This is a genomic window from Myxococcus sp. CA056 (assembly GCF_013336715.1).
GTDB lineage: Bacteria > Myxococcota > Myxococcia > Myxococcales > Myxococcaceae > Myxococcus > Myxococcus llanfairpwllgwyngyllgogerychwyrndrobwllllantysiliogogogochensis.
The window spans coordinates 705,167-726,464 of record NZ_JABUMT010000004.1 but is presented as its reverse complement, the minus strand read 5'-3'; the positions used below and the strand labels follow the sequence as shown (position 1 = coordinate 726,464).

The 21,298-nt window shown below is 68.4% G+C and carries 20 protein-coding genes; 5 read left to right on the top strand and 15 right to left on the bottom strand.

The window, feature by feature from the left end:
• Nucleotides 1–33: 33 nt before the first annotated feature.
• The gene (locus tag HUA76_RS21315; RefSeq protein ID WP_141644744.1) at nucleotides 34–1,566 is read left to right on the top strand and encodes a hypothetical protein; all 1,533 of its coding nucleotides are present in this window, start codon (nucleotides 34–36) and stop codon (nucleotides 1,564–1,566) included.
• A gap of 124 nt (nucleotides 1,567–1,690) precedes the next feature.
• On the opposite strand, the gene HUA76_RS21310 is transcribed toward HUA76_RS21315, so the two are convergent.
• The 9 genes from HUA76_RS21310 to HUA76_RS21275 all read right to left on the bottom strand — a co-directional run bounded on the left by HUA76_RS21310 (nucleotide 1,691) and on the right by HUA76_RS21275 (nucleotide 10,801).
• Entirely contained in the window at nucleotides 1,691–1,993 is a 303-nt protein-coding gene (locus HUA76_RS21310) for a hypothetical protein (RefSeq protein WP_174461906.1), read from the bottom strand.
• A gap of 153 nt (nucleotides 1,994–2,146) precedes the next feature.
• Nucleotides 2,147–2,269 (bottom strand): hypothetical protein, encoded by a 123-nt coding sequence (locus HUA76_RS46465; protein ID WP_371823507.1) that lies wholly within the window; start codon nucleotides 2,267–2,269, stop codon nucleotides 2,147–2,149.
• Between the two features lie 400 nt (nucleotides 2,270–2,669).
• Nucleotides 2,670–4,514, bottom strand: a complete 1,845-nt coding sequence (locus tag HUA76_RS21305; RefSeq protein WP_217439901.1) for a GspE/PulE family protein — start codon at nucleotides 4,512–4,514, stop codon at nucleotides 2,670–2,672.
• A complete protein-coding gene (locus HUA76_RS21300; RefSeq protein ID WP_174454967.1) occupies nucleotides 4,499–6,295 on the bottom strand; it encodes an adhesin in 1,797 nt (598 codons plus the stop codon). Before HUA76_RS21300 ends, HUA76_RS21305 begins: the two co-directional genes overlap by 16 nt.
• A gap of 233 nt (nucleotides 6,296–6,528) precedes the next feature.
• The gene (locus HUA76_RS21295; RefSeq protein WP_174461905.1) at nucleotides 6,529–7,290 is read right to left on the bottom strand and encodes a uroporphyrinogen-III synthase; all 762 of its coding nucleotides are present in this window, start codon (nucleotides 7,288–7,290) and stop codon (nucleotides 6,529–6,531) included.
• A 12-nt stretch (nucleotides 7,291–7,302) separates the two neighbouring features.
• Entirely contained in the window at nucleotides 7,303–8,241 is a 939-nt protein-coding gene (hemC, locus tag HUA76_RS21290) for a hydroxymethylbilane synthase (protein ID WP_174461904.1), read from the bottom strand.
• On the bottom strand, nucleotides 8,238–9,569 hold the full coding sequence (gene hemA, locus HUA76_RS21285; RefSeq protein WP_174454964.1) for a glutamyl-tRNA reductase: 1,332 nt from the start codon (nucleotides 9,567–9,569) through the stop codon (nucleotides 8,238–8,240). Before hemA ends, hemC begins: the two co-directional genes overlap by 4 nt.
• Before the next feature lie 2 nt (nucleotides 9,570–9,571).
• Nucleotides 9,572–10,387 carry an inner membrane protein YpjD gene (locus HUA76_RS21280; RefSeq protein ID WP_141648956.1) on the bottom strand — a complete coding sequence of 272 codons (816 nt, stop codon included), beginning with the start codon at nucleotides 10,385–10,387 and terminating at the stop codon, nucleotides 9,572–9,574.
• A 33-nt stretch (nucleotides 10,388–10,420) separates the two neighbouring features.
• Nucleotides 10,421–10,801 (bottom strand): hypothetical protein, encoded by a 381-nt coding sequence (locus HUA76_RS21275; protein ID WP_141648957.1) that lies wholly within the window; start codon nucleotides 10,799–10,801, stop codon nucleotides 10,421–10,423.
• Between the two features lie 184 nt (nucleotides 10,802–10,985).
• On the opposite strand from HUA76_RS21275, the gene trxA reads away from it, so the two are divergent.
• Both trxA and HUA76_RS21265 read left to right on the top strand, forming a co-directional pair.
• Nucleotides 10,986–11,315 carry a thioredoxin gene (trxA, locus tag HUA76_RS21270; RefSeq protein WP_174454963.1) on the top strand — a complete coding sequence of 110 codons (330 nt, stop codon included), beginning with the start codon at nucleotides 10,986–10,988 and terminating at the stop codon, nucleotides 11,313–11,315.
• A gap of 565 nt (nucleotides 11,316–11,880) precedes the next feature.
• Nucleotides 11,881–12,201 carry a hypothetical protein gene (locus HUA76_RS21265; protein ID WP_141648959.1) on the top strand — a complete coding sequence of 107 codons (321 nt, stop codon included), beginning with the start codon at nucleotides 11,881–11,883 and terminating at the stop codon, nucleotides 12,199–12,201.
• Nucleotides 12,202–12,319: 118 nt separating this feature from the next.
• Here the strand turns inward: HUA76_RS21265 and HUA76_RS21260 are convergent, their stop codons facing one another.
• From HUA76_RS21260 to mreC, 5 genes are all read right to left on the bottom strand, one after another.
• Nucleotides 12,320–12,994, bottom strand: coding sequence for a PilZ domain-containing protein (locus HUA76_RS21260; protein ID WP_141648960.1), 675 nt, complete (start codon nucleotides 12,992–12,994; stop codon nucleotides 12,320–12,322).
• 145 nt (nucleotides 12,995–13,139) lie between these two features.
• Nucleotides 13,140–14,291, bottom strand: a complete 1,152-nt coding sequence (rodA, locus tag HUA76_RS21255; protein WP_141648961.1) for a rod shape-determining protein RodA — start codon at nucleotides 14,289–14,291, stop codon at nucleotides 13,140–13,142.
• The gene (gene mrdA / locus HUA76_RS21250) at nucleotides 14,275–16,317 is read right to left on the bottom strand and encodes a penicillin-binding protein 2 (RefSeq protein WP_174454962.1); all 2,043 of its coding nucleotides are present in this window, start codon (nucleotides 16,315–16,317) and stop codon (nucleotides 14,275–14,277) included. Before mrdA ends, rodA begins: the two co-directional genes overlap by 17 nt.
• The gene (locus tag HUA76_RS21245) at nucleotides 16,314–16,814 is read right to left on the bottom strand and encodes a hypothetical protein (protein ID WP_174461903.1); all 501 of its coding nucleotides are present in this window, start codon (nucleotides 16,812–16,814) and stop codon (nucleotides 16,314–16,316) included. Before HUA76_RS21245 ends, mrdA begins: the two co-directional genes overlap by 4 nt.
• Nucleotides 16,811–17,671: a rod shape-determining protein MreC gene (gene mreC / locus HUA76_RS21240; protein ID WP_174454961.1), complete on the bottom strand. Its 861-nt coding sequence runs from the start codon at nucleotides 17,669–17,671 to the stop codon at nucleotides 16,811–16,813. Before mreC ends, HUA76_RS21245 begins: the two co-directional genes overlap by 4 nt.
• A 218-nt stretch (nucleotides 17,672–17,889) precedes the next feature.
• On the opposite strand from mreC, the gene HUA76_RS21235 reads away from it, so the two are divergent.
• Nucleotides 17,890–19,461, top strand: a complete 1,572-nt coding sequence (locus HUA76_RS21235) for a SurA N-terminal domain-containing protein (protein ID WP_174461902.1) — start codon at nucleotides 17,890–17,892, stop codon at nucleotides 19,459–19,461.
• An 85-nt stretch (nucleotides 19,462–19,546) separates the two neighbouring features.
• Here the strand turns inward: HUA76_RS21235 and HUA76_RS21230 are convergent, their stop codons facing one another.
• Nucleotides 19,547–20,644, bottom strand: coding sequence for a diguanylate cyclase (locus HUA76_RS21230; RefSeq protein ID WP_174454959.1), 1,098 nt, complete (start codon nucleotides 20,642–20,644; stop codon nucleotides 19,547–19,549).
• Between the two features lie 58 nt (nucleotides 20,645–20,702).
• Here HUA76_RS21230 and HUA76_RS21225 point away from each other — a divergent pair, with 58 nt between their 5' ends.
• On the top strand, nucleotides 20,703–21,296 hold the full coding sequence (locus tag HUA76_RS21225) for a nucleoside triphosphate pyrophosphatase (RefSeq protein WP_174454958.1): 594 nt from the start codon (nucleotides 20,703–20,705) through the stop codon (nucleotides 21,294–21,296).
• Nucleotides 21,297–21,298: the final 2 nt, after the last annotated feature.

Below are 21,298 nucleotides of genomic sequence, written 5' to 3'. Positions count from 1 at the left end.
CGAACCCAAGCGGGCGCTCCGTGGAGAGGGACATTGAAAACGCTGCAGAAGCTGGCCCTGACCGGCCTTATCTCCCTGAGTGTGCCCGCCTGGGCCAGTGACTTCGTGGACACGCGTCTGTCGTTCGTGTTCGCGGACGACAACGTGCTCGCGGGCTCGGGTGAAACCACGCCCAACAGCCCCAACGCACGGTTTGGCGCGGGCAACCAGAACACCCAGTTCTACGACAACTTCAACACGCGCTTCTCCGGCTTCGAGTCGCTGTCGAACATCGTGCTCTACAAGCGGGCACCGGCGTTCTTCGAGGGACTGACGACGGAGGCGGCCCTGACGCTGCTGGTGCTGGAGCGCCCGAGCGGTCAGGTCGCCATCCAGGACAACTCCAGCTACATCCGGCTCAACTACCAGCCCCCGGGCTGGGGTGAGAAGGAAGGCATCTCGCTGGTGGGCTTCCCGGTGTCCGCGGACCGCTTCCGGCTGGGCTATGCGTACCGCATCTCCTGGGGCGGCAGCGGCGTGTTCACCACCCGCTCGGCCACCAACGGCGTGCCGGGTGCCAAGCTGCAGATCACCCGCGACAGGTGGTACGCGTACGTGGGCGGCAAGACGGCGCTGGTGCAGAACGAGCTCGTCCTCGAGGAAGAGACGCTCTACGGCGTGATGGCCGGCGCGGGCGTGGACATCCTGGAGACGCTGCGCGTCGAGGCGGGCGGCGGCTACTTCCAGAAGGGCCTGGTCCCCGGGCTCGCGACGCTGGGTGTGGAGGCGCCGGTGAACGCCGCGGGCGTGTCCGCGCAGGTCGTCTACCACGTGGGCGTGCCCGTCGGCACGAGCGTGGACTTCCGGCTCTACAAGAACGACCCGGAGATCTACGAGCGCTTCTTCGCTCCGGAGAAGTACCCGGGTGGCCTGTCCTACTCCGTGTCGCTGGAAGGCAGCTACCTGTCCCAGACGCTGGAGAAGCCGGACCAGTTCGGCGCGACGGAGCCCCAGGGCGCCACGGCGCTGGCGCTGCAGGCCCGCGCGAAGCTGGGCTTCCTGCGCCTGAGCCTGCTCGGCCTGTACCGCAGCCTCTCGTACATCCAGTTCGACGTGCCGGGCTTCCCTCCGTTCCAGGACTTCCCCGAGGGGACGGAGCTGAACCCGGAGATCTTCCTGGCGTTGGGTGCGGACTACCACCTGCCGGCGCTGCACTTCACGCCGGGCTTCATCTTCGGCATCCAGCGTCCGGCGTCGTTCCGCAGCCCGACGTCGCTGCTCGGTGGCAACAACCCGCCGCCGAACCTGGTGGGCACGCGCACCGTCGTGGTGCGTGACGTGAATCAGCTGAGCATCCTGCCGGAGACGTGCGGTGGCTCGGGAGCGTGCGGCGCGGAGCCCATCTACTCCGCCAAGGCGACGTTCCGCTGGGACCTGTCCGACTCCGTCGCGGCGGTGGGCGAGGTCTACTACACGTACGACACCAACCGGACCACGTTCCGGGACGACATCACGGGCGTGGCGCAGGCCACGTTCGAGAAGCCGCACGCGCTGGGCTTCAACACCCTGCTGCAGGCGCGCTTCTAGGCGTTCGCTCGGTTGAGCAGACATCGCGGCCCGGTTCCCTTCGCGGGGGACCGGGCCGTTGTCGTTGGAGCGCTCGGGCGCCAGGGGACGAAGACATCCGCCTGCCCATGGCCGCACGACGGCCCTACCTCGTCCTTGCCCTGGCCTCCCTCACGGCACTGCTCAGGAAACGGAACAGGTCGAACGCAATCCCCTCCGGCCCGAAAGCAGGAACTTCGACGACCTGGCCCGAGTGCAGAATCACCTGAAGCGCGAGCGAGAGCGGCTCCTTGGAGGGGAGAAGCACCCGCTCAATCTCGTCGAAGCGCACCTGCGTGCTCTCCGCGCCCGACAACACCACGAGCCCGTCTTCCGTCAGGACGATGGCGCCATCCCTGGCGTGCAGGCGGTTCTCGTAGACACCGAACGCCGTGGCGGCGAGAGGCACCTCTGCACTCCACCAGGATGGCCGTTTGCCATGGGCAAAGGCGTAGTAATTCGCAACTCCGACTTGGGTGTCATCTCTTCGTGTTCGCAAACGGAAGTTACGCCCCGCATGCATTTCCATCGTGGCCACGCTAGTGCGCCCCCTCGTAGAACATCATGCCATTCGGGTGGCCCCCTGCCCCAGGGTAGCGCACAGCTCGGACGCGGTGGTCACCAGGGAATGAAGTGTGTCGCCCTGGATGACGACACCTGGAAACCTCCGTCCTGGGAAACGGATGACAGCGTTTTTTTGCCACCACCGGTGAGGCGTTCGACGTCGATAAGTGTCATCAATCTTGAGGCCATCTCAGGCCAATCTCGTCGCGTTCCGTGCCACTCATCATACAGCCCCGAGTGGTTTCTTGCGCCGGACACAGAGCAGCGACCTCGCCCATCTGCATATCACCGAGCCACAGTTCAGCGACCAGCGAGTACCGAACGGGCACTCTCGCAATGGCGATGACTGTCGTTGGGCATGCCATTCCATGCAAATTCAGCAGCTGCGGATTTCTCGTTCTTGATTCAAGGCGGCGTTGCCCCACCTTCAATCACAGGCACGCGCGCTTCACCTGCCCCGCCTGACACCGGGTGATTGCAGGCCCCCACCTTTCCGGCGGGAGGCCTGTCCACGTCCCGCCTCACGCCGAAGTCATGCGCACCACTTCGTCGAAGGCAGTGAGGCCCTGCGCCAGCTTGCGCACGGCGGCCTCGCGCAACGTGCGCATCCCTCCGCGCCGAGCCACTTCCACCAGCTTCTCGTAGGGAGCCTCGCGTGAAATCTGCTCGCGCAGCTCTCCATTCGTGGTGACGATTTCGAAGACGCCCGTGCGGCCCACGTAACCGGTGCCTCGGCAGCGCACGCAGCCCGCGCCCTTCAGCAGGCGCACCCCACCCGGCAACAAGGGCAGCGGCGCCTGAAGCGCGAGGAGCTCATCTGGAGTCAGCGTCGCCTCCTCCGCGCAATGACTGCACACGCGCCGCAGCAGTCGCTGGGCCATGACGCCCAACAAGCTCTGTGCCAGGAGGAACGACGGGACGCCCAAATCCCTCATGCGCGCCACGGCGCCCAGCGCGTCGTTGGTGTGCAACGTGGAGAGGACGAGGTGTCCGGTGAGCGCGGACTGGATGGCGTTCTCCGCCGTCTCCTGGTCACGAATCTCACCCACCATGATGACGTCCGGGTCCTGACGCAGGATGTGGCGCAGCGCGCTCGCGAAATCGAGCCCCAGCTTGGGCTGCACCTGCACCTGATTGAAGGCGTCCCACACCATCTCGATAGGGTCTTCAATCGTGGTGACATTGACGTCCGGGCCCGCGAGCGCCTTGAGCGCCGAGTAGAGCGTCGTCGTCTTGCCACTGCCCGTCGGCCCCGTGACGAGGATGAGGCCGTGGGGCTGGTCAATCCACGACTCGAAGGAGCTCTTCTCGTCCGGCTCGAACCCGAGCTGGGCGATGTCCTGCACCAGCGTCTCCGGGTCGAAGATGCGAATGACCACCTTCTCGCCAAAGGCCGTGGGCAGCGTGCTGACACGCAACTCCACCTCACGCCCGTCCCGCTCCGTCTTGATACGCCCGTCCTGGGGCTTGCGCTTCTCGGAGATGTCGATGCGCGAGAGCATCTTCACGCGCGACACAATCGGCGGATGCACCTGCGCCGGCAACGAGTACACCGGGTGCAACACACCGTCGATGCGCAACCGAACCACACTGGTGGCCCGCTTGGGCTCGATGTGGATATCCGAAGCGCGGTTGTCGAAGGCATAGCGCAGCAGATAGTCCACCGCCTGCACCACGGGCCGGTCCGACGCCTCCAACTCCTGCGTGCCGCTGAGCGACACGAGCTGCTCGAAGTTGGAGAGCTGCCCCCCACCCGCCGCCACGCTGAAGTCATCCGCCGCGCGGGCCAGCGTCTTCTTGAAACCGTAGATGTCGGAGATGGACTTGAGGATGTCCGCCTTCGAGCTCAGCACCGGCTCCAGCGGGAGACTGGTGAGGCGATGGAAGCTCTCGAACAGCTCCCGGTCGAACGGGTTGGCCACCGCCACCAACAACCGCCCCTGCGCCGTACGCTCCAGCGGAAGCAACACGTGCTTCTGCGCATACGGCCGGGACACCGTTCGCGTGGCAAGCGTCATGTCCAGCTTGAGCGGGTCGATCTTCCGGTAGGCGATGCCCGCGGCGCGCGCGGCGGCCTCCGTGACGCGGTCCTCGTCCAGCACGCCCCGGCCACTGGCCAGGGGCACCTGGAAGGCCGCCACCACCTCCACCGGCGACACGTCGTAGCGCGCGGCCTCCTTGCCACTCGCGGCTGTCTGCGCCTTGAGGACTCGCGCTCGCGCGGCCCCCTCCTTCGCGAGGATTTCCTGGGCCTGCTGGGCCGTCAGCAGCCCCTGCCCCACCAACGCCTCCAGCACGAAGAGCGTGGTGAAGTCATCCCGGCTCCGTGCGGGAGGGTTGCCAGAGCCGCTCACTGCTTGTGCCAAGTCCGTCTCCTTCCCGCCACCAGCAGCAGCAGGACCAATCCACCCAGGAATGCCGCGGCCGAGACAGGAGCACCCGTACAACCACAGCCATCCGGACCATTGACGCTGCCCTGAGGAGGCCCCGCGTCCACGGGCGGTGGCGGCTGGGTGCCACCATCGTTGCACAGCGTGCACGGGCCGGCGTCGGGCCGCGCCAGCGGATCGTAACAGGTGCCCCCGGAAGCACAGAGCATGTTGGGCGCGCAGTCCTGGTTGGAAAGACAGACAGGCAGGCAGGCGGAGCTCCCCTGCTCCACCGCGCCACACCGCAGCGTCGAGGGACACGAGCTGGTGGAGCACGCCCGGACGCAGGCTCGCTCACCGTCCTTGTTCACCACCTGGCACGACGTTCCACCCGGGCAGGCGCACGCCGAGACGGAGCACTGCTGCGCACACACGCCCTGCGTGCCCCCTTCCGCGAAGAGGCAGTATTGGTTGGTGCCGCACTCGGCGTTCGCCGCGCACGCATCGCCCACCTGCTTGCCCGCCGTCTGCTTCGGAACACAGACACGGTCACACGTCCGGCAGACGGAGTTGCTGTCACAGTCCAGGTCGCCATAGCAGCCGGGGACACAGAGGTCGCCCTCGGGCCGGGTCTCACAGGTATAGCCAGGGCGGCAGTCACTGCCACCGGGCGTACAGTCCTTGAGACAGATGGAGCCCTGCCCGGCCACGTTGGAGCACTCCGAGCCCGCGGGGCACGAACCGGAGCCGCTGCACGTCTCCGTGCAGTATCCATTGTCCCACCGGTCGAACTCGCCGTTGCCAGACGGAGGGGCCACCGGGGCGATGCAGTCGCCATTCGTGTTGCCGCAGCTTCTCGGGCCAGGCGTGCACTCGCGGCCCACGGGGGTGACTCCGTCAGGCAGGGCCGGCAGACAGGCCCGCGTGTACCCGGAGACCGCCGTGGACTCGCGACAGACATAGGGGGCCGGACACTCGCCGGAGGTACTGCCGAAGCAGCCCTTCGCACAGACCTTGAGGTCCGCGCCAGAAACGGTGGACGGAGCGGTGACACACGTCAGGCCAGTGGTGCACGCGGTGCTGTCACAGGGCGAACCGACGGCGCCCGTCTTCGGATAGAAGCGGCACAGCGCCGTCCTGTCGTAGTCCGCGAGCTGGCGTCGGCTCTCGCCCCTCGGAATGTCGAAGAACATCACCGCGCCAATGGCCTCGAAGGAGTCGCCCAGGCCCAGGCAGTGGCCAATCTCGTGCGTCAGCACACTCTGGATGTCGTATTGGCCCGCGGGCGTGGGCGTCAGCGTGGACCAGGTGAAGTCCACGGCGTTGAGGAAGATGTCGCACTGGTACACGTAGCCGCTGAAGGTCAGTGGACGCGCGGCGGAGGGCCTGTCCCCGCCATTGAGCGTGTCCGTGTAGCGCGGGTCGCTCGCGCTCGTCACCCAGACGGGCACCACGTTGAAGCGGTCGGTGGGGTCATTGACGTTCGCCATGGGCGAGCCCGTCGTGGCCACGCCACCGTCCTGGGGGAAGGAGAAGGTCGGCCACGAGCAGCTCACCTGCCACGTCTGGGCCGCCGCGCGGCTGGCGGCCACCACCAGGTTGAGGTCATTGCCCGCGGGCTGTGCCTGGCGGCCGTCCACGTAGAAGACGAAGGGGTCCGCGGGGGTGCTGAGCACCCGGTGGCCCAGGTCCTTGTATTCCAACACCTGTTGCGCCGCCGCGGTGACGGACAACAACAACCCGAGTACGACGGCGCTCCGCTGCGAACCCCGAATCATCGAAGACCCCTCCACGTCGACCATCCCCGGGTACGCATTCGCCCGGACGTCGACGGGAAGGACAGTCTACCCGCGAACGGCGCGGAGGCTCACACCCGTGACTCAAGCGGGGCCGCCTCCCGCGACGGGCAAGGCCGAATCCCCCGGGCTACCCGCACATAGCGCGGACCGTGGCATCCACCCACGACTCGGGCCGAGGACGCTCCGCGACAGCCGAGGCCAACTTCCGTGAGCTACCCGCGCACCGCGCGGACCGTGGCATCCACCAGCGCCTCGGGCGTGGGCTTCTCCGCGACGGCGGTGGCAGGCAGACCGAGTTGCTCCAGTGCGGACGCCGTGGTGGGGCCAATCGCCACCACTCGCGCGGGCCCCAGCCGCTCGCGACCCGCCGCTTCCAGGAAGGCCTCGACGGTGCGCGGCGAGGCGAACACCGCGACGTCCGGCGGTGAACCGGCGAGCAGCTCCAGCGCCTCTGGCGAAAGCTCCGCTGGAAGAGAGCGATAGGCCGTCACGCGGGTGACGAGCACGCCCGCGTCTCGCAATGCATCCTCGAGTTCGCGCCGTCCCTCTTCCGCCGCGGGCAACAACACCTCGTCACCCGACTGGAGCGCGTCCTTGAGTACCTCGAAGAGCGCTTCCCCTGTCCCCTCATCCGGCTCCGCGGCGACGTCCAGGCCATAACCCCTCACGGCGCGCGCCGTGCGAGGCCCCACCGCCGCCAGCTTCACGCGGGCGAGCCGCTGCGCCGTGCCCGCCTCGCGCAGCGCATCCATCAGCGCGTCCACCGAGGAGGGACTCGCGAACACCACCCAGCGATAGCGCTGGATGTGCTCGGCGGCGGACGCCAGCGGCCGAGGGTCCTCCGGAGGACGCAACTCCAGCAGTGGCAGGCTGAGCACTTCCGCGCCCTCGTCCTCCAGGAGAAAGCACAGCTCCTCGGCCCGCTCACGCGGGCGCGTCACCAAGACTCGGATGCCTTCCAGTCGCCGTTCCACGCGGGCGACAGTCTAGGGCCGTGCGTCCGGGCGGCGAGCGAAATCACGCAGGATGTCCGCCGCGCCCTGCGACAGCAGGTCCTCGGCCAGCGCCTCGCCCAGCTCCCGCGCCTGTGCCACGGGCCCACGGACCTCGCCCCGCACCACCCGTGCGCCATCCGGCCGGCCCACGAGTCCGCGCAGGTGCACCATGCCCTCGGACACCGTGGCGTGCCCCGCCAGCGGCACGGTGCACCCCCCCTCGAGCTTCGCCAGCAGCGCGCGCTCGGCCGTCACCGCCACCCGAGTCGTCGCATCCTCCAGCGGGGCAAGCAGCCCACACACCCGCGCATCGGCACCTCTGCACTGGATGGCGAGCACACCCTGCCCCACCGCGGGCAGGCTCACCTCGGTGGACAACACCTGGGTGATGACACCCTCCAGTCCCAGACGCTTGAGTCCCGCGTACGCCAGCACCGCGCCCGCGAGCCCCAGCTCCTTCGTCTTCTGCAACCGCGTCTGCACGTTGCCACGCAGGCTGACGATTTCGAGGTCAGGCCGTCGCGAGCGCAGGATGCAGCTGCGACGCAGCGACGACGTGCCCACGCGCGCACCCTGAGGCAGCGAGTCCAACGTCTGCCCGTCCAGGCCACAGAAGGCATCGCGAGGGTCCTCGCGCGTCGGCACCGCCGCGAGCACCAGGCCCTCCGGCAGCTCGGACGTCATGTCCTTCAGGCTGTGCACCGCGAGGTCGGCGCGACCGTCGATGAGCGCCTGCTCGATTTCCTTCACGAACAGACCCTTGCCGCCCACCGCGGACAGCGGCGCGGACAGGAAGCGGTCTCCCTCGGTGGTCATCTCCACGAAGGACACCTCCAGGCCGGGATGATGCGCGGCCAGGAGCGCTCCCACGTGACGCGCCTGCCAGAGCGCCAGCGGACTCTGTCGGGTGGCGATGCGCACGGACTTCATCGCTTCGCTCCCGTGGCGACCTGTTGTGGAACAGGGGCCAGGGCGGAAGAAGCCGCGTCCGCCGCCTCGAGCTCCGCCTCCAGCAGACCGAACAGCTCCGCGGCGGCACCCGCCAGCCGGTTGCCCTCGCCCTCCGGCCCCACGGCGCGCAGTCGCGAGGTGGGCTCATGCAATAGCTTGTTCACGATGGCGCGCCCCATGGCCTCGATGCTCTTGCGCTGCTTGTCCGTCAGCCCGTCACCCAACGCCGTCAACGTGCGCTCCACTTCCGTGCGGGCAATCGCCTCCGCGCGCTGACGCAGCCTCGCGAGCACGGGCATGCCCTCGCGCAGCGCGCGCTCCTTGACGAAGCGAGCCACCTCCTGCGCCACCAGCACGCCCGCCTTGTGCGCCTCCTCGGCGCGCGCGGCCGCGTTGTCCGCGACGAACTTCTGGATGTCGTCCACGTCGTAGGCGTGCACCCAGTCCAGCGTGCCCACCCCGGGGTCGATGTCTCGAGGCACCGCCAGGTCCACCATGAACAGCGGCCGGCCCTTGCGCCCCTTGCCCACCGCGCTCACGTTCTCCCGCGTGAAGAGGGGCACGGGCGACGCGGTGCTGCACACCACCACGTCCGCGGCCCCAAGGAGCGTGAACAGCTCCTCGAAGGGACGCGCCACCCCACCCACCTCCGTCGCCAGCGCCTCCGCGCGAGCCAACGTCCGGTTGGTGATGAACAGCTTCGTCGCGCCCGCCTGCTGCAGATGGCGCGCCGCCAGCTCTCCCATCTCCCCCGCTCCCACGACCAGCACCGTCTTGCCCTTCAAGCCGTCGAACACCTTGCTGGCCAGTTGCACCGCCGCGGACGCCATGGACGTCGCCGCGCGGCCGATGGCCGTCTCCGTGCGCACGCGCTTGGCACACCCGAACGCCGCCGCGCACGCCCGCGTCAATTCACCCCGCACCGCCCCCGCGCCCTGCCCTCGCTCGAAGGCGTCCTTCACCTGCCCGAGAATCTGCGCCTCGCCCAGCACCATGGAGTCCAGGCTGGAGGCCACGCGGAACAGGTGGATGAGGGCCGCCTCGCCGCGGTGCTCGTACAGGTGCTCCAACGCCTCTTCACCGCCGAGCGCCTGGAGCTCCATCACCGCGCGCTCCCGAGCCACCAGCCCGTCCGGCGCGGACAGATACACCTCCACGCGGTTGCAAGTGGACACCCAGAGCACCTCCACCGGCGACTGGGCCAGCCGCTGGAGCACCTCCACCTGACGCGTCTCGGACAGGGCCAACCGCTCGCGCACCACCAGGGGCGCCGTACGGTGGGACAGGCCAATGCAGACGAGCTCCATACTCAGGGAATCCTCAGGGCGGCCGCCGTGCTCGTCGTCACGTCGTACGAAGTGAGGAACGACACCAGCACCAGACAGAACCCCGCCATGGTCAGCAACGCCACCCGGCGTCCCCTCCAGCCCGCGAAGATGCGCGCGTTGACGAGCGCGGCGAAGACGGCCCACGCCACCACCGTGGCAATCGACTTGCCGTCCCACTGCCAGCCCACCGTCGTGGCGACGAAGAACGCCCCCGTGGCCAGGGTGATGGACAGCGCGATGAAGCCCCACACCACCAAACGCCGATTGAGGGTGTCGAGGAACTCCAGCGACGGCAGCCGGGAGAAGAGCAGGCCGAAGCGCTTGGCGCGCACCTGCCGCTCCATCAACAGGTACATGACGCCCACGCCCGCGGCCACCGCGAACGCCGCAAGCCCCAGCAACGCCAGGGTGATGTGCAGCGGAAGCAGCGGCTGTCGCACCCCCGGCGGGAGCGGCGACTGCCCTCCGTGCATCAAGAGCCCGGGTATCAGCACCGTCACCGCGAGCGGGGTGAGGAACGCGCCAATGACGGGGCGGCGGTAGCGCACATCCAGCGCCAGGAAGATGGCCAGCAGCAGGAAGGCCAGCGTGGAGAAGCCCTGGGCCATCCCCACGGGGCGGCCGGACTGGGCCCCCAGCAGTTCGAACAGGGCCACCCCGTGCAGCACGAGCCCCCCACCCACCAGCACGCGCCCGGCCATGGCCAGCGCGTCCGACTGGCGGACCAGGTAGGCCAGATAGGCCACGGCGGCGATGCCGTAGGCGTGGCAGGCGAGCGATACGAGCGTGTGGCTCATGGATTCAGGCAATAACCGTGACAGACGAGCGAATCAGCCCATCTTGTTGAGAAGGAACGCCGCCAACAGGTCGGTCTCCGAATCGGGTTTCTTGCCCGCCGCCTCCGGCTTCGGCGCCCCGGAGGGCACCTCCGTCACATACCCTGGAACGACCTCGTAGGCGGACTCCCCCACCAGCACCGAGTCGGCCATCTGCTCGGCCCCCAGGCGGGAGAGCTGCTCCTCGGTCTTCACCTTGGCCACCAGACCGTGGGTGTCCTCGCCCGACACGAGTTGCAGGAAATGCACGGCGGGAGAGACGGCGAAGGCGGTGCCGCCCTCGGCCATGACCACCAGCCGGCCATCCCGCACGTCCGCTTTGTCGGCCAGTGCCCACTCCTCGAGCTGGGACTGGGGCAGAAAGAGCTTCGTCACGCCCGCCAGCCTACACCAGCGCCGGGCTTCTATGGGGAGCCGTTCGGAATGACGGGTGAAACCCCCGCTTGTCCACCGCATCATTTCTGGCAGATCGGCTGACGGTCCGCCGATTCTTGCAGGCTCCCGGGGCACGTACTAGACGACGCGCCGTGCAGGCCGGAGAGGGCCCGAAGGAGACACCATGGCAGGCGACAACGTGAAGGCGGTCGGAGATGGCGACTTCAAGCAGCTGGTGCTGGACTCCCAGGAGCCCGTGCTGGTGGATTTCTGGGCGACCTGGTGCGCGCCGTGCCGCGCCATCGCCCCGTCCATCGACGCGCTCGCCACCCAGTATGGCGGTCAGGTGAAGTTCACCAAGATGAACATCGACGACAACCAGCAAACGCCGCAGGACTACAACATCCGGTCCATCCCCACGCTGCTGCTCTTCAAGGGCGGCAAGGTCGTGGAGCAGATTGTCGGCGCCGTCCCCAAGGCGCGCATCGAAGACGCCATCAAGAAGGCGCTGTAGGCCGCTTCGCCGGGCCTGTGCGCACGTGAGGACCTCGAGTCCCACGTCGCGCCTCGCCCGGCCTTGTTGTCACCCCAAGGGCACTGTCGCCCTTTCGCGCTGTCGGGTCGTGGGATGAGTTCCAGCGTCCCCCCGAGCGCCTCTGGCCGGCGTGATGCCCGCCCCGTTCGTTCCACGGACTGACTCCACGAAGCATGGCTTGTCAGCGGATCCTTCTCGCGAGCCCGGAACCGTTGGAGCAGCGGCTTTGCCCTGCCGCGGCACTGACTCAATCCAACCCAACACCCGAATCGACTCGCGCGACGTTGTCGTGACGAGCCTTCAGCGATTTCTCAGACTCCGCGTCATTTTCACCCCTGCGGACAAATACAGCGCGGATACCGAATGCTCGTCCGCCACGCCTGCGGGAAACACGTATCCCTTTGCAGTCTTGTCATCAATTTTCCGCGCGGGTTTTGCGAGTCAGACGAGACCCCTCCCTGGTTGTATTGACAGCGTTGACATCCACCGCCAAATAGGCGCATTGGAAGCCTTGTTTGTTTTGACTGTTTTCACGGGAGTTTTCATGGCACGACCACGTAAGGAGTTGTCGAAGGTCCCCCTGACCCCCGCATTGGTGAATTGGGCGGAAGCGCTTGGCGATGCGATTGGCCGAGGCGTCCTCCGGGCGATGAACCAGGGCATCCCCACGGGTGGCAACAGCAACGGCATGGCGGCAAGCCGTCGCCGCGGCCGTCCGCCCAAGGCCCTTGCGGGCAACATGGTGGCATCAGACCGGCGCTGCACCATGCCGGACTGCACGCGGGAGCAGCGCTCGAAGGGACTGTGTTCAGCGCATTACCAGGCGGAGCGGCGACGCCTGCTGGCGGGTGGCAAGCCCGCCTGAGACAGGCGGTTCGCGGTGGCGCCCACGGCCCTGGGCGAGCCGCTCCTCAATCCGTGTCTCCAGCAAATCCCCCCCACCCTTCCATGGCTGGCCGACCCTCGGAGTGGGGTGTCAGGCGTTATTTGGCCTGCCAGGGGTCCGCTTCGGTGCTCGTCGCCTTGAGCAGCTCCCACGCCGAAAGGACATCCACCACGCGCTCCAGTTCGTTGGGCAGCGAACGCGCCCGCTGGGAGTGCAGGTAGTCTTCCGCGAAGGCTCGCAGCCGGGCCCCCACGAAGAGCCGCGCCAGGGCGACCTCCGTCTGTCCACTGAAGTCGAGGAAGCGGATGCCGAAGCCGCTGCGTCCCTCGGGGCCGTCCTCACGCTCCTCCCGGACGATTTCCGCCCGCGCCCGCACCGGCGAGGCGCCTGGCTCCAGCGAGAAGCTCACGCCCAGCACCGTGCCCATGGGCAGGTAGAAGGTGCTCTCCAGGAAGGCCCCGCTGACGCTGACGTTGATGGAGGCCAGGCTCGCGGCGAAGCGCCGCCCGCCTTCCGCGTCATCCACCCAGACCTCGAAACGCGTCGTCAGCTGCGCCCGGGGAAACTCCCGGTGCTCCGGCTCCCCCTGGTTGCGCTCGATGAGGGGCGAGAACGTCGGCAGCGACGCCGCCGGTTTTCGGACCTCGTCCTTCACCACGACGGGGGCCCGCGCCACGGGCGCTGGCGCCGGGGGCTTCACGTCCCTCGCCGCCACGGGAATCTCCGCCACGCGGACACTCCCACTCACCTTCTGCCCGACCTTCCTCTGCATGCCTGACCTCCACCGGCCCGAGAGGGACTCGCCCTCCCCCCGGAATTGGTGGGGTGATTCATACACCACCCGCGAGCAGCCGCCGAGCGCTCCTCGCCATCCTTCGCTTCGGAGCACCGGTTCGAGCGTCGCGGCTCGCGACGTCTCAGAACATGTGACGCCGCATGCTGATGTTCACCAACAAGCCAATGCTGAGCATCACGGACATCATGGAAGACCCGCCATAACTCATCAGCGGCAGGGTAATTCCCGTCACCGGGAGCAGGCCGATGACCATGCCGATGTTCTCGAACACCTGCCAGAAGAGCATGGCGACGACGCCCACGGCCACGAAGGCGCCGAACCTGTCGCGGGCGTTGAACCCCACGCCCAGGCCGAAGATGAAGATGGCGCCGTAGAGGACGAGCAGGAGCGTGCACAGCACGAAGCCGTGCTCCTCCGCCCAGACGGAGAAGATGAAGTCGGTGTGCTGCTCGGGCAGGAAGCGCAGGCCCGTCTGGGTGCCCTCGCGCCAGCCCTTGCCGGACACACCGCCGCTGCCCACCGCGATTTTCGACTGGGCCGCGTGGTACCCGCTGCCGCGCAGGTCCGCCTCCGGGTCCAACCAGCCTGAGATGCGCTGACTCTGGTGCTTCTTCAGGTGGTGCCGGACGATGGTGGGCCGGGGCTCCGGCACGTCGCGCACGTAGTCGTTCCAGATGACGATGGCGCCCGCGAGGATGGCCGCGACGAGCGTGGCCACCAGGTACCAGCGCACCTTGCCGAAGAGGATGACGGTGAGCGAGGACAGGCCAATCATCAGCGCGGTGCCCAGGTCCGGCTGGACGAGCACGAGGACGAAGGGCACGCCCACGACGAGGACCGGCTTCCACAGACGGACCAGGCCGTAGGACGGCTCATTGGGGCGGAAGTCGTCGTGGTAGACCTTGGCCAGCATCAGCACGACGCCAATCTTCATGAACTCCGCGGGCTGGAGGCGGAACGGGCCGATGACGAACCAGCTCTCCGCGCCCTTGGCCGTGTGGCCGATGAAGCGCAGCGCGATGAGCGCCAGGATGTTGGCGACGTAGATGGGCATCGCCATGCGCTGAATCCAGCGGTAGTCCACCAGACACACCACCAGCACGGCGACGACGCCCAGCCCCAGGTAGAGCGCCTGGCTGGACCACACCGGCGCGAGCGGAGGACGCGACGCCGAGGCGAGGTTCCAGATGCCCAGGAGCGACACGCCCAGCACGCAGATGATGAGGCCCCAGGGAACGTGGGGCACCATCCGCCGCTCAATCCGGAGTTGCATGGGTGTCCTCCAAGGCCTCTTCGTCGCCCGGCAGCAGCTTCGGGGGCTTCACCCCGCGCGTCAGGGCCGCCTCGTCCGGAGACGGCGCGCGCAGCACCGAGGGGGTGTAGGGCTGATTGGGACGCGGCGGCGGCGCCGAGGCATCCAGCTTCTTCAGGTCCAGGTACTTCTGGATGACGGCCATCGCCGTCGGCGCGGCATCCACGCCACCGTGACCACCGTGCTCGTTGAGCACGACGACGGCGATCTCCGGTTTGTCCGCCGGGGCGAAGCCCGCGAACCAGGCATGGTCTCTCTCGAAGTAGCTCATCTGGTGCGTCCTGAGGCGGATGGCGCCCAGGCGCGCCACCTGGGCGGTGCCCGTCTTCGCCGCGACGAGGACGTCCAAGTCGCGCATGCCCTTGAGGCGTGAGCGGTAGGAGGTGCCGCCCGGCTCGTGGGCCACCTTCACCAGGCCCTCGATGACGGACTTCAGGTGCGCCGGGGGGAGCTCCACCCGACGGACGACCTCTGGCTTGAACTCCTGGACCACCTGCCCGTCCAGGTTCTCCAGCCGTTGGACCATCTGCGGCTTGTAGAGCGTGCCGCCATTGGCGATGGCCGCGTACATCAGCGCGAGCTGGAGCGGCGTGACGTTGTTGTCGCCCTGGCCGATGGCGCTGTTGAGCGCCATGCCCTTGGTGTAGCCGCCCGGAGAGGCTTTGTCGTGGTACGCGCTGGTCGGCATGATGCCCGGCACTTCCGCCACCACGCTGATACCGGTGGGGCTGCCCAGGCCCAGCGACTTGCCCATCTCTCCAATGGGGTCCAGGCCGATGGTGTCCGCCACTTTGTAGAACCACGTGTCACACGAGCTCTTCATCGCGTCCAGGCCGTTGACCGGGCCGTGGCCGCGGTCCAGGTGGCAGCGCCAGGTGCGCGCGCCCAGCCGGTAACCACCCGGGCAGTTCACCACCGTCTCCGGACGGAAGGCGCCGGACTTGAACGCCGCGAGCGCGGTGACGACCTTGAACGTGGAGCCCGGGCTGTAGTGCTCCGCGGCCACGCGGTTGACCATGGGCTCCAGCGGGTCTCTGGACAGTTGCGCCATCTGCGTGGGCGTCACGCGGCCCGTCAGGAGGTTGGGGTCGAAGCCGGGCCGCGACACCAGCGCGCGGATGAAGCCCGTGTGCACGTCGATGGCGACGACAGCGCCCGTCACGCCGGGAAAGGCGCGCTCGGCCTCTTCCTGCAGGCGCATGTCGATGGAGAGGACCAGGTTGCTGCCCGCCTGGGGCTGCACCACGGCGTTGTCGCCCAGCTTGACGTTGAGCTCTTCAATCTTCTGGCCGCGCGCGTTGACCACTTCCTTGCGCACGCCGTCCTGGCCGCGCAGGCGCTGCTCGAAGTAACGCTCCAGGCCGCGACGACCGATGTAATCCCCCAGCGCGTAGCGCGAGCCGTCGCCGTTGAGGCGCTCCAGCTCCTCCTGGGTGATTTCGTTCATGTAGCCCAGCACGTGCGACAGCACCGTGTTGGTCCGGTAGTGGCGGTGCGGCACGGGGGCCACTTCCACGCCGTCCAGGATGTCGCGGCGGGCGGCCAGCCGGTCGTACTCGTCCCGCGTCAGGTCCACGCGCACCGGCACGGGCTGGAAGGGCGCGTTGCGCCGGCCCTGCCGCACCAGGTCCTCCACCTTCTTCGCCTGGTCGGCGTCCCACTGGAGCAGCTCCGCCAGCCGGGGGATGACCTGCTCGGAGCAGTCGGTGCAGAAGGCGGGCGTGACAACGGCGTCGAACGACGGGCGGCTGTCGACGAGGATGGTGCCGCGCGCGTCCTTGATGACGCCGCGGTCGGCGCGCAGGCGCACCTCCTTGACGAAGTTGGCCACGCTCTTGGCGGAGTACTCCTCGCCCCGGGTGATTTGCAGCCGGTAGAGCTGGATGGACAACACGCCCAGCAACACCGTCATGGCCAGGCCCAGCCACAGGAAGCGCCGGCGCAGTTCGCGGCCTGGCGTCGTGTTGCCCAGCGTCGGAGGCGTCACCTCAGCAACCCCGCCGGACGGTCCTGCGCCGCCTCGAAACGCCGCAGCAACGGGAAGAGCGCCAGGGCCGCGGCTCCGGTGAGCGCCACCTGCACGGGCAGCCCCGCCAGCACCGGCCCCGTGCCACCGTCCTTCACCGTCAGCCAGGTGAAGAAGGCCGCCAGAAGGCCGTGCCCCACGTCCGCGCCCATGGCGAACAGCGCGAAGGACAGGCCGCCTCGCACGTCCACGAAGGTCGACACGAGCCGCCCCACCAGGAAGGTGAAGACGGCGAGGAAGGTGAACAGCCCCGTGGGCTGGCCACTCATCAAGTCCAACAGGTAGCCCACCGCGAACGCGGAGAAGGCGCCTTCCAGCAGCGTGGCGCGCAGGGCGAGGAACGCCACCAGCACCACGGTGACGTCGATGCGGCCCAGCACCAGGCCCGCCTGCTTGACGACCACGGACTCCAACGTGAGCAGCGCCAGCGCGATGCCCACCGTCACCAGGAACTTCATTTCGACGCACCCTCCGCCGCGCTGCCCTGCGCCATCGCGCTGTAGGGACTGCCCACCACCAACACCTCTTCCAGCTTGCTGGTGTCCACCGCCGGCACGATGTCCCCACCCTGGAACATGCCGTGTTCCTTCTTCTCTAGATGGGTCACCCGGCCCACCACCAGCCCCGGTGGGTAGATGCCATCCGTGCCCGAGGTGATGATGAGGTCTCCGTTGTCCACGTCCTCGGTGCGCAGCATGTTCTCCAGCTTCAAAGGTCCGCTGCCAGCACCCGACGCCGTGCCCCGCGCCCTGGAACGCTGCACCCGCACCGCCACCCGGCTCTGGGAGTCCGTCACCAGCGCCACGTCCGAATAGCTCCCCGTGGCCCGGATGACCTGTCCCACGATTCCATCCGGCGTCACCACCGACATGCCCCGGAAGACGCCCTCCTTCTCCCCCGCGCTGATGCGCACCGACAAGAGCTTGGCCACCGGATTGACGCCCACCACCCGCGCCGGAATCTCCGGCCCCGCTGCAGCCTCCGCGTAGCCCAACAGCTTGCGCAACCGCTCGTTCTCCGTGCGCGACTCGCCCAGCGCCTGCACCGAGGCCCGGAGCTGGAGGTTCTCCAACCGCAGGGCGTCATTCTCCTGCCGCACCCCGCGCAAATCCAGGTAGTGCCGCACCGCCGACACCGAACCCTCGATGGAGGCCGTGAGAACCTGCTGGACGGGCGACGTCACCGCGATGACCGCCCGGTCGATGGGGTTGGGGTCCCTGCCCTTTCGCCCGCTCAGCAGGAAGGCGACCAGCGGGTAGAGCAGCAGGACGCCGACCATGAGGGGGCGCCGATATCGCTTGAGGAGCGACAGCACAGAGGGGAATTCCGGGGTGGGAGGGAAGTGCGGAGGGTGGGGGTCCGGCTAAACTCTCTAAATCGCTTGCATTTTCCGGTGCAGTGTCCTAGGCAGTCAAGGCCCTGTGACGGGGGTGGCCGCAGGTCAACCACCCTTCGGCCGGGCTACCAACAACACCGCGTCGCGAGTCCTTCCGCACGACTTTTCTCGGCGCGTTTGCTCTCGAAGTGACGACAATGGACGGTCTGAACCCCCGGAAGGTCTTTTCCCTGCTGTTCATCATCGGCATCGCGGTGGTGTTCACGCTTTCGTTCGGGCCGGGCAGCTCCGGCTTCGGCTCCACGGGTCCCGCCACCACGGCGCCGGGCTCGGTGGCCAAGGTGAACGGCAAGGAAATCCCGCTGCGCGACTTCGCCACGGCCTGGGCCCGGCAGATGAGCTTCCTGCGATCGCAGGGCAGCCCCATCCCCGAGTCCGTGGCCCGGCAATTCGGCATGCACAACCAGGTGATGGACAGGTTGGTGAACACGGAGCTCCTGGCCCAGGCGGCCGAGCAGCGTGGCATCACCCCGTCCGACGAGGAGCTGCGCAAGCTCATCCACCAGAACACGGACTTTCACGCCAAGGAGGGCGGGTTCGACTTCTCGCGCTACCAGCAAGTACTGCGCGACTTCTACCGGAAGACGCCCCAGGAGTTCGAGACCGAGCTGCGCCGCCAGCTGGCCGCGCAGAAGATGATCGAGGTCGTCCGCGCCAACGCGGTCGTCTCCGATGACGAGGTCCGGGCCCGCTACGAGAAGGACGGCAACCAGGCCAAGGTCGTCTTCGCGCGCTTCCTGCCCACCATGTTCGCGGACAAGGTGACGGCGCCCACGCCCGCGCAGCTGGCGGACTGGAAGAAGGCGCACGAGAAGGAGATCAAGGACTACTACGAGGCCAACCGCTTCGTGTACCAGCAGCCCGAGCGCATCCGCGCCCGTCAGGTGCTGGTGAAGCTGCCCCCGGAGGCCACCGCCGAGCAGAAGGCGGAGGCGCTCAAGAAGGCGGAGGCGCTCAAGAAGGAGATCGACGGCGGCAAGGACTTCGCCACGGTCGCCCGCGAGAGCAGCGAAGACCCGGGCAGCAAGGCGCGCGGCGGCGACCTGGGCTGGGTGGAGCGCGGCAGCTGGGAGCCGGCGCTGGCGGACGCGGCCTTCGCGCTCACCGCGGGCGGCGTCACGCAGCCGGTGGAGACGAAGTTCGGCGTGCACCTCGTGAAGGTCGAGGAGAAGCAGCCGGCGCAGGACAAGAAGCTGGAGGAGGTCCAGGACGAGATCGCCACCACGCTCTACAAGCAGGAGCGCGCCAAGGAGCTGGCGAAGACGGAGGCCGAGAAGGCGCTGGCCACCGTGCAGGGCGGCAAGACGCTGAAGGAGCTGTTCCCGCCGGAGAAGGAGCAGCCCGCGCTCTTGCGCTTCGAGACGGAGACGCGTCCGGAGGCCGTGGAGACGGACAGCTTCACCGCCGAGGGTGAGGCCGTGCCGCACCTGGGCCCCGCGCCCGCGCTGGTGAAGGCGGCCTTCGCGGCCACCAGTCCCCAGGTGCTGGGTGAGACGTTCCCCGTGGGCGAGGGCTTCGTGGTGGCGCAAGTGGTGGAGCGCCAGAAGCCGGACGCCGTGGGCTTCGAGGCGAAGAAGGACACCCTGCGTGCCCAGGCCCAGCAGGCCAAGCAGATTGAAGTGACGGAGTCCTTCCTCAAGGCACTGAAGAAGAACGGCAACGTCGTGACGAACACCGAGGCCATCGACTCGGTGGTGGGCGCCGGGTAGTCGTCGTCCCGCACGACGCAGTCCCACGAGGGCCGGGCCGAGGGTGTTCCCCTCCCCGGCCCTCGGCCTTTGCGGGCCAGGTGCTTCAGCGCGCCGGGAAATCGGAGCCGTTGCCGCTGCCTGTATCCGGCCCCCCGGGCTCGGCGACACAGATGGCGTCCCGGCCCCGGGCCTTGGCCCCATACATGGCGAAGTCCGCCGAGCGGATGAGCTCCAACGCGGAGGTGGCGTGATCCGGGAACGTGGCCACGCCCACGCTGGCGGTGACGCGCACGTCCAGGCCGTGCTCCTGGAGGAAGGAGCGCCCGCGAAACGCCTCGCACACGCGCTGGGCAATCTGGGCCGCGCCGTCCTGGTCCGTCTCCACCAGGAGGATGGCGAACTCGTCGCCGCCGTAGCGGAAGACGGCGTCCAGGCCGTTGCGCCCCAGGGACATGAGCAGGTCGCCCACCTCCTTCAGCGTGGCGCTGCCCATCAGGTGCCCGTGCCGGTCGTTGACGCTCTTGAAGTGGTCCAGGTCCAGGAAGACGAGCGACAGCGGATGCCGGAAGCGCGCGGAGCGCTTCACCTCCGTGTCGAGCAGCGCGCGCAGGTGCCGGGCGTTGTAGCAGCCGGTGTGCTCGTCGGTGATGGTGAGCTCCTGCACCCGGCGGAAGTTGCGCGCGTTCTCGATCGCGATGGCCGCGTAGTCCGCGATGGCCGTGAGGGTGGTGAGGTCGTCGTTGGAGAACGGCGGGTCCGTGGGGCCGTTGACCAGTTCGATGACGCCCAGCACGTGGCCTCGGGACAAGAGGGGCACGGCGAGGATGGAGCGGGTGTGGAAGGCGGAGGCCTCGTCGAAGCGGGGCGAGAAGCTGGGGTCGCCGCCCACGTCGTGGACCAGCCGGGCCACGCCCGAGGAGAAGACGGCGCCGGCGATGCCCTCGCCGGGGTTGAGTTGCAGGCCCTTGAGGACGCCCGCTCCCTCGCCCACGGCGATTTCGAAGTAGAGCTTTCCGGTGCGCTCATCCTGGAGGATGAGGGACCAGTTGCGGGGCAGCAGCAGGCTGCTGACCTTCTGCATGACGAGCGCGAGCACCTCGCGCAGCTCCAGCGTGGACGTCAACGCCTTCGCCATCTCGTTGAAGGCGGCCAGTTGTTCCACTGTCCGCTTCATGGCCGACAGGAGGTCCGCGGGATTCATCCGTAGAGTCCACTCCGAGGCGCAAGTCTGCTAAGGACGCGACGCCTGGAGCCGTAACATGCACACGCACGCTGATCAAACGTTGCTCGTCCTGGCCTCCGGTTCTCCCCGCCGCAGGGACTTCCTGTCGCAACTGGGTCTCACTTTTACCGTCTCCGCGGCGGACATCGACGAGACACCCCGCCCTGGCGAGGAGGCAGGCCCCTACGTCCTCCGGCTGGCCCGCGAGAAGGCCGCCGTCGTGGCCGCCCGCTCCCCAGGCGCCTGGGTGCTGGCCGCGGACACCACCGTGGCCCTGGGCTCGGAGCTCCTGGGCAAGCCCCAGGACCCGGCCGAGGCCCGCGCCATGCTCGGCCGACTGTCCGGCAGGACGCATGACGTCCACACCGGTGTCGCGCTCGCGGGCCGCCACGAGGAGGCGCTCGTCGTGCGCACCCGCGTCACGTTCCGGGAACTGAGCGCAGCGGAGATCGCCTGGTACGTCGGCACCGGAGAGCCCGTGGACCGGGCGGGCGCCTACGCCATTCAGGGCAAGGGCGGCTTCCTCGTCGCCACCGTGGACGGAAGCCCCACCAACGTCGTCGGACTCCCCCTGGGGGAAACGCTCGCGCTGCTCGAGCGCGCCGGCGTGCCCCTGGCCTGGAAGCGATGACC